Source organism: Pseudomonas sp. WT-JTC, from assembly GCF_056711565.1.
The window spans coordinates 2,964,585-2,977,279 of record NZ_CM160042.1 but is presented as its reverse complement, the minus strand read 5'-3'; the positions used below and the strand labels follow the sequence as shown (position 1 = coordinate 2,977,279).

At 57.4% G+C, this 12,695-nt stretch carries 11 protein-coding genes; 9 read left to right on the top strand and 2 right to left on the bottom strand.

Going from position 1 to position 12,695, the window contains the following annotated elements; all coding sequences use genetic code 11:
* The first annotated feature begins 146 nt into the window (after nt 1-146).
* The 8 genes from AC06G5_RS13695 (at nt 147) to rarD (ending at nt 9,235) form a co-directional block, all read left to right on the top strand.
* On the top strand, nt 147-1,457 hold the full coding sequence (locus AC06G5_RS13695) for an MFS transporter (protein WP_413425621.1): 1,311 nt from the start codon (nt 147-149) through the stop codon (nt 1,455-1,457).
* Nucleotides 1,458-1,561: 104 nt separating this feature from the next.
* Complete coding sequence (locus tag AC06G5_RS13690) at nt 1,562-2,158, top strand: hypothetical protein (RefSeq protein ID WP_480459682.1); 597 nt, start codon at nt 1,562-1,564, stop codon at nt 2,156-2,158.
* A 228-nt stretch (nt 2,159-2,386) separates the two neighbouring features.
* A complete protein-coding gene (locus AC06G5_RS13685) occupies nt 2,387-3,094 on the top strand; it encodes an ABC transporter ATP-binding protein (protein WP_413425617.1) in 708 nt (235 codons plus the stop codon).
* Entirely contained in the window at nt 3,094-4,290 is a 1,197-nt protein-coding gene (locus AC06G5_RS13680) for an ABC transporter permease (protein WP_413425699.1), read from the top strand. The genes AC06G5_RS13685 and AC06G5_RS13680 overlap by 1 nt, the downstream gene beginning before the upstream one ends.
* The gene (locus tag AC06G5_RS13675; protein WP_413704943.1) at nt 4,283-5,767 is read left to right on the top strand and encodes a TolC family protein; all 1,485 of its coding nucleotides are present in this window, start codon (nt 4,283-4,285) and stop codon (nt 5,765-5,767) included. The genes AC06G5_RS13680 and AC06G5_RS13675 overlap by 8 nt, the downstream gene beginning before the upstream one ends.
* Nucleotides 5,757-7,052, top strand: a complete 1,296-nt coding sequence (locus AC06G5_RS13670; RefSeq protein ID WP_413425613.1) for an efflux RND transporter periplasmic adaptor subunit — start codon at nt 5,757-5,759, stop codon at nt 7,050-7,052. The genes AC06G5_RS13675 and AC06G5_RS13670 overlap by 11 nt, the downstream gene beginning before the upstream one ends.
* A 78-nt stretch (nt 7,053-7,130) precedes the next feature.
* A complete protein-coding gene (locus AC06G5_RS13665) occupies nt 7,131-8,141 on the top strand; it encodes an aldo/keto reductase (RefSeq protein WP_413425611.1) in 1,011 nt (336 codons plus the stop codon).
* Between the two features lie 212 nt (nt 8,142-8,353).
* Nucleotides 8,354-9,235, top strand: coding sequence for an EamA family transporter RarD (gene rarD / locus AC06G5_RS13660; RefSeq protein WP_413425609.1), 882 nt, complete (start codon nt 8,354-8,356; stop codon nt 9,233-9,235).
* Between the two features lie 129 nt (nt 9,236-9,364).
* On the opposite strand, the gene hppD is transcribed toward rarD, so the two are convergent.
* Together hppD and AC06G5_RS13650 are read right to left on the bottom strand one after the other, a co-directional pair.
* Nucleotides 9,365-10,441 (bottom strand): 4-hydroxyphenylpyruvate dioxygenase, encoded by a 1,077-nt coding sequence (gene hppD / locus AC06G5_RS13655; protein ID WP_008020954.1) that lies wholly within the window; start codon nt 10,439-10,441, stop codon nt 9,365-9,367.
* A gap of 250 nt (nt 10,442-10,691) precedes the next feature.
* A complete protein-coding gene (locus tag AC06G5_RS13650; protein WP_413425606.1) occupies nt 10,692-11,636 on the bottom strand; it encodes a DMT family transporter in 945 nt (314 codons plus the stop codon).
* A 78-nt stretch (nt 11,637-11,714) separates the two neighbouring features.
* On the opposite strand from AC06G5_RS13650, the gene AC06G5_RS13645 reads away from it, so the two are divergent.
* A complete protein-coding gene (locus tag AC06G5_RS13645) occupies nt 11,715-12,596 on the top strand; it encodes a LysR family transcriptional regulator (protein ID WP_413425604.1) in 882 nt (293 codons plus the stop codon).
* Nucleotides 12,597-12,695: the final 99 nt, after the last annotated feature.

The window sequence follows — 12,695 nt, the reverse complement described above, 5'->3', positions numbered from 1 at the left end:
TGGAACGGGTTGTTCACCCGCACAGGCCTTGGTGGCAAACCCTGTGCTCAGGCACAAAGACAGCCACCCTGAGGGTGGTCGAGACTCTCAGGGCGATCAACGTTACCCTTTGCATCGCAAAAAATCATAATAAAGAGAGAGCCGCCATGACACAGAGCGCCATAGCGTCCGACGCCATCGCTGACGATAAAAACGCCGTCTACAAGCGCATCACCCTGCGTTTGATCCCCTTCATTTTCATCTGCTACCTGTTCAACTACCTCGACCGGGTAAACGTTGGATTTGCAAAGCTGCAGATGCTCGACGCGCTGAAATTCAGCGAAACCGTATACGGCCTCGGTGCCGGCATCTTCTTTATCGGTTACGTACTGTGCGGCGTGCCAAGCAACCTTGCCCTGACCAAATTCGGCCCGCGACGCTGGATCGCGCTGATGATGATCGTCTGGGGCACACTGTCGACCTGCCTGCTGTTCGTCTCCACGCCGAACGAGTTCTACACCTTGCGCCTGTTCACCGGCGCCGCCGAAGCCGGATTCTTCCCGGGTGTGGTGCTGTACCTCTCGCAGTGGTTCCCGACCTTCCGCCGTGGCCGCATCATGGCGCTGTTCATGTCGGCGATCCCGGTATCCGGCCTGCTCGGCAGTCCGCTCTCCGGCTGGATCCTCAATCACTTCGCCGCGGGCCAGGGTGGTTTGGCGGGCTGGCAGTGGATGTTCCTGCTGCAAGGCATTCCGACCGTGATCCTCGGTACGCTGGCTTATTTCCTGCTCAGCGACAGTTACGCCAATGCGAAATGGCTGACCCCATTCGAGCGTTCGGTGCTGGAAGCCGACCACGCCGAAGACCGCGCCAACAAACCGAAAACCACGACCGATTCGCTACTGGCGGTATTCAAGAACCCGGCGATCTGGGCCTTCGGCCTGATCTACTTCTGCATCCAGAGTGGCGTCTATGCGATCAACTTCTGGTTGCCATCGATCATCAAGAACCTGGGCTTCAGCGATAACCTGGTGATCGGCTGGCTGAGTGCAATTCCGTACCTGCTGGCAGCGCTGTTCATGTTGTTTGTCGGTCGCTCGGCGGACCTGCGCAAAGAGCGCCGCTGGCATTTGGTGGTGCCGATGTTGATGGGCGCGCTGGGGCTGCTGATTGCGGTGAACTTCGCCGCCAACCCGGCCATCGCGATTCTCGGCCTGACCATCGCCACCATGGGCGCCCTCACCGGCCTGCCGATGTTCTGGCCGGTGCCAACCGCCCTGCTCAGTGCGGGTGCTGCCGCCGGTGGCCTGGCGCTGATCAACTCGATGGGGCAAATGGCCGGCTTCCTCAGCCCGTACCTGGTGGGTTGGGTCAAGGACAGCACCGGTTCGACCGATGCGGCGCTGTATCTGTTGGCGGGTGTGATTGTCTGCGGCAGTTTGCTGGCGTTGCGTATGACCCGGACCCTGCGAGTTTAAGAGACTCGCTTTCGCCGGGTGAAAATCACTTCACGGCAAGTAAGAAAATTCCTACTTGCCTTGAAGGTGACTCCTACATTAATCAATTTTGAGAGGCGATAGTCTTGCGTCGCCTCATTTCTCCCAACCGTAACGGTTCATTTGAGAGAGGCACAAAAAAACTAAAAAGAGGATGTATTTCAGTGAGCGCGCTTTCCGCAAAAAAAATCCTATTGTCGCTGTCGATAGCCTGCATACCGCTAACAGGGTTTGCTGCCACCCCAACCAACTCGATCATTGGCAATCCGATCATTGTCGACCCGAACATCGGCAGCCCTAACCCTGGCAACCCGAACTTTGGCAGTTCAGTATCCAAACCCTTTCACGTCTCCTGCTCGACTGGCAACTTCACCGGGGAAGCCAAAGGGCATTACTTTAATTATGGCAGCAACAAAAGTGTCTACTTGAAAGAGTACCGAATCACTAAACACAACGGCCAATCGGGTGGTAACAAAGCAAACGTGAACCTGGTTGTGGCCAACTTCAATGGTGGAGGGAGCAAAGAGGTCAAGTCTCCCGACAGAATGAAGCAGGACGGTCAGTGGAATGCTCAAGACCTGAGTGTGATGCACGCTCCTTGGAGTTCCGCACAGATCCGGGTTGAGTTTATTTTTGATAAATCCGGGTCGGACCCACGCTGTACTAGTCGAACCAACATTTAAAGTTTCAAGGGCAATATCTTCATACGATTTGGCGCGTAGTTGAATCCCTCTACCGCTCGCGCAAATCCGCTGTCTGCGTTGCTCGCCGACAACTTATACGGCGAGCAACTTCATTACTTTCAAAGAATCCTTAACAAACCAGCTAGCCTGCCATTAAGATTTTTGAGATTTTCGGCTTTCCTCAATCAACAACTCAAAATAAACCCACCCTCCCACACAATCAATTAAATGAACAACACCACCATTGAAAGCCTCATTAGCCTCAAGGGCATCAATAAAGGTTATAAAATAAACAACAATTACCTGCCCATCCTTCAAGATGTATTTTTGACCATAAAAACAGGCGAAAGCTGTGCTCTCTTGGGAGCTTCGGGATCAGGTAAAAGCACACTGCTGAATATTCTCGGGTTACTGGACTCAGTTGATGCCGGTGAGTATCGCTTCGCCGGTCACGATGTATGCTCCGCTACCCCCGATGAACTGGCAGCCATTCGCAATCAACAGATCGGATTTGTCTTTCAGAGTTTCAACCTGATACCGCGCCTTAACGCTATCGAAAACGTGGCATTGCCACTAAGGTATCGCTCAATGAAGCCTGGTGATGCGCGACAACGAGCGCAGCAAATGCTCGCAGAGGTCGGTCTGGAACAGCGAGCTCATCATCGCCCGGCAGACTTGTCGGGTGGTCAGCGACAACGACTGGCGATTGCGCGGGCACTTGTAGGTCAACCCTCCTTGATACTGGCTGACGAACCCACCGGCAACCTCGACCCTGGCACGGCTGATGACATCATGGACCTGTTGATTTCGCTCAACCGGGCACATGACGTAACGCTTGTCGTGGTCACCCACGATTCGGCGATCGCCAGGCGCCTGAATCGGCAGATTCGCGTTACTAACGGTGCTGTACAGGAACTCTGTCCTTGTCCCGCGTGATGCCGGGTCGCGGACGAAGCGCACTTCTGCTGATGCATGACGTCAGCTCCAGCCTCCGCACGCTGGGCAAGCGTTCGGTTCTCGCGCTGCTGGGGATCGCCATTGGCAGTTCGTCGGTGGTTGCCATGATCAACATCGCAAGTAACGCCGCCGAAGAAGCATCAATGATTTTCAAAGGAATGGGAGTTAACACGTTCGTGGCCCATCTATCCACGGCGAACGAAAAACGGACACCTGCTTACGCGACCTTTGATGCCGGGCAATTTCGCAAGGCAGTACCCAATCTTCTGAACATTGCACCGACCGCGTACGTCGGAGCTTCGGTGGTATTCAAGGGGCGCAGTCTGAACGCCGACCTGATTGGCAGCACAGGCGAGTTGATGGATGCCATGGATTTAACACTCCGCGCGGGGCGCTTCATGTCCGAATTCGATCAGGGTGAAACTTACGTGGTGGTTGGACACTCACTCGCCGAGACCCTGGGAGCGGCCGATGAACCACTGCGTACAGGGGACCGGATTCGCATCAACAACTACCTGTTTCAGGTGATCGGCATTCTGCAGGACAGGCCCGATACCCTGCTCATTCCAATCAGGGCCAATGACTCCTTGTTCCTTACCTTGAACGGCATGCGCCGAATCAGCCCTTTGGCACAAATACGTAACGTGATTATCCGGGTCTCCCCCGATCAGGAGATCAACGCGGCTGCTACAGCATTAGTCGACCCTTTGAAACAGTTGCCAGGCGTAACAGATGTCGCAATGTTGCTCCCGCATCAGCTCATGGATGGAATGTCGCGTCAAAACCGTACCTTCGCTTACTTGTTGTTGGCGCTTGGGGCAATTTCTTTGGTGGGAGGCGGTACCGGCGTGATGAACGTCATGCTGATGAACGTGACTCAAAGACGACGAGAGATCGGCGTTCGCATGGCGCTGGGCGCATGTCGGCGGGACATTCGCAATCTTTTCATGCTGGAGGCGATCACACTGACCGCCGTGGGCGCCTTTTGCGGTGGAGTCCTGGGCATCGGCTTCGCATTCATGTACGCCCATTTGTCTGACTGGACGTTTTTCCTCGCACCTGCTGCACTACCGCTCGGCGTCATCAGCACCCTGGGGGTGGGTGTATTTTTTGGTCTGTATCCGGCCGTACTGGCTTCTCGGCTGCAACCGGTTGAGGCGTTGCGCGATGAGTAGCGGACGAGCCTTGATGGTCACCCTGCTTTGCCTTTTTACCCAGAGCGGCAAAGCGTCAATGGAAATCACCCGACAGCTGTCGGCGCCGACGTTACACGACGGCCACTCTCGCAGTGCACTGTTGAGCCAGCAGGCGACACACATATCCTTGGGCGACGCCGTGTATCTCGGATTGCGCAATCATCGCGGAATTCGAAGTGCTTATCTGCAACGCGTGGGACAGAAATTCGACTTGCGCGTGGCCAAGGATGCGTTCAGTCCGAAGCTGTTGCTCAAGGGACACTACACAGATAACCAGGGCAGCGAAGACCGGGCCCGAAAGACGTCGCTATCCCCCAGTGTCAGTTTGCTTGGCGAATACGGTACGCGTCTGAGCGTGAGCTGGACCCGACAACTGAATGATGCCGAGCGTGCAGGCCGCTTTCGCGGCGACGGCCTGGAGATGACGTTGATTCAGCCACTTCTGCGGGGTGCGGGGCGGGATGTCTCCACTGCCCCCCTGCGCCTGGAACAACTCAAGGAGCAAGCGAACCGCCTGAATCTCAAGACCAGCGTCTCCCAGGCAATTGTCGACATCATCACGACCTACCGCGAACTGCTCAGGTCGCAAGAGCAACTTGCCATTGTTCAGGAGGCGCTCAGGCGAACGCGATCGCTGCTGGATGTGAACAAGGCGTTGATCACTGCCGGGCGAATGGCCGAGTTCGAAATCGTCCAGACCGAAGCCGAAATTGCTGTGCAGGAAATGGACGTCGAAGAAGCACAGAATCAGGTGCACATCAGTCGTCTGGATCTTCTGCGTCTGCTGGCTCTGGACTTGTCTACCCCACTCCACGCCAGCGAAGTGCTGGAGGCATTCCGCATCACGATCGACCAGCCGGAAGCTCTGCGCCTGGCACAGATTCAGCAACCGCAATATTTATCCATGCTGCTCGGCAGCCATCAGGCCGATCTGAACCTGCTCATCGCCAAAGACCAGGCGCGTTGGGATGTCTCGTTGGTGGCCGGCGCCACTCAGATTCATGGTCGCTATGACAACGGCATCGGTTCCGGAAGAAACTGGGATAGCTACGCCGGTGTGCAACTGGAAATCCCCATAGGTGCCCTCAGTACCCGCCAGGCCGAGATTCACGCGCATATCAATTTGCAGACGCAGGAAATCAATCTGGCAGACGCTCGCCAGGAACTGGAGCGCGACGTCAATAACGCAGTGCGTGAGCTCGGCACACGCTGGCGCCAATATGAAATTGCGCAGCGAGCCACCGAACTGTCCAGACGCAAGCTTGAAATCGAACAGGAAAAACTCAACGCCGGGCGCTCCAGCAACTTTCAGATCATCAGCTTTGAGAGCGATCTGCGAAACGCCGAAAATGCTCGTCTGAGTGCATTGATCTCGTATTTGAACGCCCAGACCCAACTCGACCTGACCCTCGGCATGACCCTGGAAAGCTGGGAGATTGCACTCAATGACGTCTGATAACAAAGCCCCAGTCATTTGGTACTCAAGTCGCTTTGTCTGGGTTGCTCTGTCGATATCGTTGGTCCTGGCAGGCATCGCGATCATCAATGTGCAAGCATGGATTGTCAGCAGACCCGATGGTGAAAACTGGGTGAGCATACGCAACGAATCACTGGTTCACAAAATCGGCCTGGCAGGAACAATAGAGCCCAATAAGACTGTCCTTCTGACCGCGCCATTTGAAGGCAACATTCAAACAATCCGGGTGGGGCAAGGACAGCGGGTGCACCAAGGCCAGACACTGTTGACCATGGACCCTGCTTCCATCGAATCGCAGCTGCGCGATGCCCTTTCGGCGCAGCTCAAGGCGCAGCGTACTGCCCGGGAGCTGACAGATTGGGAGAACAGTGCGCAAGTCGCACGGGCACGCCGAACAGTCCGTACGGCCGAAATAGCCGTGAGCAATCTGCAGCGCCGGCTTGGCGACACTCAGCGACTATTGAAGCGCGGCATCATTGCGCGCAGCGAGCTGGACGATTTGAATCAGCAGATGCAGATGCACGAGCTTGAACTGGTGGCAGCTCAAAACGAGTTGCAACACGTATTGGATGAGGGGGCTGGCGAGCATCGGCGAGTGGCAGAAATGGAACTGAAGAATGCCACAGTCAGGTACGAAGGATTGCAAGCGTTGCTCGCTGACCAGAACATCCTCGCACCTTTCACCGGAGTGGTCGTGCCTGCCCGTACTTCGCAACTCCCCGGTGCAATCTCACTCGGGCCTTTGCAGGCAGGGGCCAGACTCAGTCAGGGACAAGCGTTGTTCGGACTCGCCGATATCGAGCATCTGAAAATCGTGGCCTCGGTATCGGAGCTCGACATCAATCAGTTACATCCGGGACAAGAGGTCGAGATAGAGGGCGATGGTTTCGAGGGCGAACGCCTGAAGGGCACAGTGCAGGTGGTCAGCAGCCTGGCCGAACCGAGCGACGAATCAAGCGGCGGTGCGAGTTTCTCGGTAACTCTGTCAGTCTCGAAATTGACCCCTGAACAGATGCAACGTGTCCGGCTGGGCATGAGCGCACGCCTGGCCATCATCACTTACCGCAATGAGCAGGCGATCATTATCCCGCCGCAGGCAATCCGCCTGGAGGGTCTGAGCAAAGTTGTGGATTATCGGGAGGCAATGGATCGCCCCATCCAGCAAATCCCAGTCTCCACCGGACGATCAACCCTCGATGGTGTAGAGGTCTTTGGGCTGCTGCCGGGATTCATTCGCCTGGGGAACCAGGGCAATCCGTTGTAAGCCGCCCTGATTCAGATTGCCCCGAAAGGCGTTTCTGGTATTTGATTGAGCCTTTCCCATTGGTAAAAGGATTTGCTCATGAGCTACCGCACACTGGGTCATTCGGGTCTTCAGGTGTCCACCCTGACTCTGGGCACCATGATGTTCGGCGAACAGACCAGCACCGAGGATTCCCTGCGCATCATCGACAAGGCCTGGGATCAGGGCATCAACTTCATCGACACCGCCGATGTCTACACCAACGGCCGTTCCGAGGAGATCGTCGGCGAGGCCATCGCCAGCCGCCGCCACGAATGGGTGCTGGCCACCAAGGTCGGCTTCGGTCCCGTGGACGGCGTCCCCAACCGCAGCGGCCTGAGTCGCAAGCACCTGTTCAACGGTATCGACGCCAGCCTGACGCGCCTGGGCACCGACTACCTCGACATCTATTACCTGCACCGCGAAGACCACAATACGCCGCTGGAAGTCACGGTGTCGGCCATCGGCGATCTGATTCGCCATGGCAAAATCCGCTATTGGGGCCTGTCGAACTACCGTGGCTGGCGCATCGCCGAAGTCATCCGCATCGCCGACAAACTGGACGTTGACCGGCCGGTGATCAGCCAGCCGCTGTACAACATCGTCAACCGCCAGGCTGAATCCGAGCAGATCACGGCTGCGCAAAACTACGGTCTCGGCGTGGTGCCCTACAGCCCGCTGGCGCGCGGGGTGCTCAGCGGCAAGTACGCGCCGGACGTGAAACCGGACGCCAACAGCCGCGCCGGGCGGGCAGACAAACGCATTCTGGAAACCGAATGGCGTGTCGAGTCCCTGCGCATCGCCCAGCAAATCCAGCAATACACTCAGGAACGCGGCGTAGGCATCGTCGAGTTCGCGATTGCCTGGGTGTTGAACAACAGCGCCGTTACCTCAGCCATTGTCGGGCCGCGTACCGAAGCGCAGTGGGACGCCTACACTAAGGCGCAGACGGTGAAGCTTACGACCGATGACGAGGCGTTCATCGATTCGCTGGTGACGCCGGGACATGCGTCGACACCGGGGTTCAATGATGTGAGCCACTTCGTGTCCGGCCGCAGACCGCTTAACTGAAGAAACATAAACCACTGTAGGAGCGAGCTTGCTCGCGATGGTGGTCAACGATAACGCGGGGGAGCCTGCCTGCCCGCGGTGTCTGGTCGTTCATCGCGAGCAAGCTCGCTCCTACAGGGTGGATGTTGGAAATATTGATCATCCGGACAATATTCAGCACAAAAACCACGTATCCTGCCCGCCCCGTTTAACCTTCAACCCGCGAGGACAGCTTGTCTAAAGGTATCGCTCTATCGGTTTCAGCCTCGGTGCTGTTTGCCGTCATGTATTACTACACGTCGCTGCTCACCCCCTTGAGCGGTGTGGAAATCTTCGGTTGGCGCATGCTGCTGACCGTGCCGTGCATGACCGTGTTCATGGTGCTGTCCGGCGAATGGAAGCGCGTGTTGGACATCGTTCGGCGGGTCGTTGCCAATCCGAAACTGATGGGCGCGCTGATCGCCTCCTCTTTCCTGCTCGCCGTGCAGCTGTGGCTGTTCATGTGGGCACCGCTGAACGGGTACAGCCTGGACGTGTCCCTCGGTTATTTCCTGCTGCCGCTGACCATGGTCCTGACCGGCCGCCTCGCCTATGGCGAACGCCTGTCCTATCTGCAGAAAATCGCCGTGGTGTTCGCCTGCCTGGGCGTGATCAACGAGGTGTATCAGGTCGGTGGTTTTTCCTGGGCGACCTTGCTGGTCTGCATCGGCTATCCGACTTACTTCGTCGTTCGCAAACGGCTGGCAACGGACAATCTCGGCGGCTTGTGGCTGGACATGGCATTGACGCTGCCGGTGGCGATCTGGTTCGTTCAGAGCGGCGCACAAGGTTTCGGGGTGTTTGACCAGCATCCATGGTTGTCGCTGCTGATCCCGATGCTTGGCGTGATCAGCGCGTCGGCGCTGGTGGTCTACATCATTGCCAGTCGCCTGCTGCCGTTCAGCCTGTTCGGCTTGTTGAGCTACGTCGAACCGGTGTTGCTGCTGGGCGTGGCGCTGCTGTTGGGAGAGAGCATCAAGGCCGGCGAATGGCTGACCTACATCCCGATCTGGATGGCTGTGCTGGTGCTGGTGTTTGAAGGGTTCAAGCATCTGGTGCGGCAGCGCAGACCTTAACTACCGACACAAAACAAAGTGGGAGCGGGCTTGCTCGCGAAGGCGGTGTATCAGTCAGCATTGATGGCGACTGGCACTCCGTCTTCGCGAGCAAGCCCGCTCCCACAGTTTTTTTACAGCGTCAACGGCTTAGTCGGTGGACAACACACCACGACGAACCTGGTCACGCTCGATCGATTCGAACAGCGCCTTGAAGTTGCCTTCGCCGAAACCATCGTCGCCCTTGCGCTGGATGAACTCGAAGAACACCGGCCCCATCAGGGTTTCCGAGAAGATCTGCAACAGCAGGCGCTTGTCGCCCGACTCGGACGAACCATCCAGCAGGATGCCCCGTGCCTGCAGTTCGCCCACCGGTTCGCCATGGTTCGGCAAACGGCCTTCGAGCATTTCGTAGTAGGTGTCCGGTGGCGCGGTCATGAAGCGCATGCCGATGCTTTTCAGGTGATCCCAGGTCTTGATCAGGTCATCGGACAGGAAAGCAACGTGCTGGATGCCCTCGCCGTTGAACTGCATCAGGAACTCTTCGATCTGCCCGGCGCCCTTGGACGACTCTTCGTTCAACGGAATGCGGATCATGCCATCGGGTGCGGTCATGGCCTTGGAGGTCAGGCCGGTGTACTCGCCCTTGATGTCGAAGTAGCGGATTTCGCGGAAATTGAACAGCTTCTCGTAGAAGTTGGCCCAGTAGGCCATGCGACCGCGATACACGTTGTGGGTCAGGTGATCGATGATCTTCAGGCCGGCACCGACCGGGTGACGGTCAACGCCTTCGAGGAACACGAAGTCGATGTCATAGATCGAGTTGCCTTCACCGAAACGGTCGATCAGGTACAGTGGCGCACCACCGATGCCTTTGATCGCCGGCAGGTTCAGTTCCATCGGGCCGGTTTCAATGTGGATCGGCTGGGCGCCGAGTTCCAGGGCGCGCTTGTAGGCTTTTTGCGAATCCTTGACCCGGAACGCCATGCCGCACACCGACGGACCGTGCTCGGCCGCGAAGTACGAGGCCACGCTGTGGGGTTCATTGTTGAGGATCAGGTTGATCGCGCCCTGGCGATACAGGTGCACGTCCTTGGAGCGGTGGGTCGCCACCTTGGTGAAGCCCATGATCTCGAAGATCGGCTCCAGGGTATTGGGGGTCGGCGATGCGAGCTCGATGAATTCAAAGCCCATCAGGCCCATTGGGTTTTCGTATAAATCTGCCATGGTTGGCGCCTCATCATTCTTTATCAATTAACAAAGGTTAGTTGTAAGCAATGCTGAGACCGGTGGGTGGCGCACAGGAGATGCCCCGCACACTGCGGGCGAGAAAATCACCGTAGATCAGTTGAAACCCGAATATCTTCATTATCGACCCAAGGCTCTTGCGGGCGAGGCTTCTGCTGCCAGAAGACGATTATTATTGTATGCGTAACCTGATTCTACACAGCGTAAATCAGTTTGTCCGCCTTCTGTATCAAATCCCCTTTTTCCTTGCCCGCGCAAGGGGTTTATTGCAGAGGAAAATCCCCGCCAGTATCAGCCCGCCACCCAGGCACATGGCCAGTGTCAGCGGCTCATCCAGCAGCAGCGCGCCAAGAATCACCGCCGTCAACGGGTTCAGGGCAATGAACACCCCGGAACGCGTCGCACCGATTTTGCGAATGCCGTCGTAATAGCCAATGTACGCCAGCGCCGATCCCAGCACGCCGAGGTACAAAAGACTCGACCATTGCTGCGCACCCAGGTGGGCGATCGCGACAACACTCGCCTCACCACGGACGATGCAGGCCATCCAGAGCATGGCGGTGCCCAGCAGAATCGAATACGTCACTGTTTGCACCGGCCCCAGGGTCTGGTTCAGTTCTCTGGAGCACAGCGAGTAGATGCCCCAGCCCAGGACACAGCCGAAAATCAGCAGATCACCGAGCCAGGCGTCGGCTCCACCGGCCAATAATTGCGGGTTGCGACTGACGATCACCTGGCTCGCGCCTGCGATGCAGATCGCAATGCCGACGACTTTTGCCCGGTTCAAACGCTCCTTGAACAGTAGCCAGGAAGCCAGGCCGATCACTGCCGGGTTCAGAGCCACGATCAAGGATGCCCGTGAAGCGTTGATGTACTGCAAGCCATAAAAGAAGCACAGGTTGTAAAAAAAAATCCCGAAAAAGCCAAGCAATGACAATTGTAGCCATTGCCGGGCGCTGGGCCGGGCCAGCGGTATCCGCGCCAGGCGCACAAACAGTAGCAACGCCACGCTGGCCAGCAGGAACCGCAGACTGGCAGCCAGCAGCGGGCTGAGGCTGCCGGCCAGATAGCGTCCGGCAACGAAGGTGCCACCCCACACCATGGTGACCGCCGCCAGCTTTAGGTACACCGGCAGATCCGAGGGTTTTGACAGGGTTTGCTCGCAGATCGTCATAAGATTCCAGGGCCGGATGTCGGAGAGATGACGTATCATTCGACTAATACACAGTCATCGTAAAATGAGTAAACACTCATGACTCTCACTCAACTGGAGATTTTCTCCATCGTGGCCGAACTCCACGGCTTCACGGCAGCGGCCAATCGCCTGGGTATTTCCCAATCGGCGGTGTCCCATGCCTTGAAGTCCCTGGAGCAGGAATTGGGTGTCGAGTTGTTGCGCCGGCATCAATCCCGGGTCGAGCCAAGCGACATTGGCCAGCAGTTGTTGCTGCGCGCCCGAGCGATGCTGGGCCTGGCCAACACCCTGCGCCAGGAAGCGGCCGATGCACGGGGCATGAAACGCGGCACGTTGCGCATCGGTTCCTTCGGCCCGACCTCATCGATCAAGTTGCTGCCGTTGATTCTGCAGCAGTACCGCGTCGCCCATCCCGGCATCGAGGTGCATATCGACGAAGGCCCTGATCGCCAGGTACTCCAGTGGCTGGAGGAACGACGGATCGACATCGGCTTTGTGGTGTTGCCCGAGGAGCGTTTCGATACGGTCGCGTTGATCGAAGACCAGATGGTCGCGCTGCTGCCCGCTGGCCATCCGCTGGCAGCTCACGACAGCCTGAGCCTGAAGGATCTGTGTCACGCCCCGTTTGTGCTGACCGAGGCCGGCTCTTCGGAGCTGGTTTCACGCCTGTTCGCCGAGGCCCGACTGATGCCCAACATCCGTTATCGCTGCTCGCAGTTGATGAGCACCCTGGATGTTGTCGCGCGTGGCGACGGGGTGACGGTGGTTGCCGAAGGTTCATTACCCAATCAGATTGACAGCCGCTGCGTGAAAAAACCGCTGTCGCCGGCGGTGGTGCGCCAGGTCGGCCTGGCGGTACTCGATCGACGCCAGGCATCACCCGCGACGCTGGCCTTTATCAATCTGGCCGTAAGCCTTGACTTCCATAGAACGGCATAACCGCCAAGGGCCAACTATCATGGCCCATACCCGAACTCTTCATGGGAGGCGTATTACCCTGCCAGCGTTTGAGAGCCCTACTTTTTTCGTGACAGGATT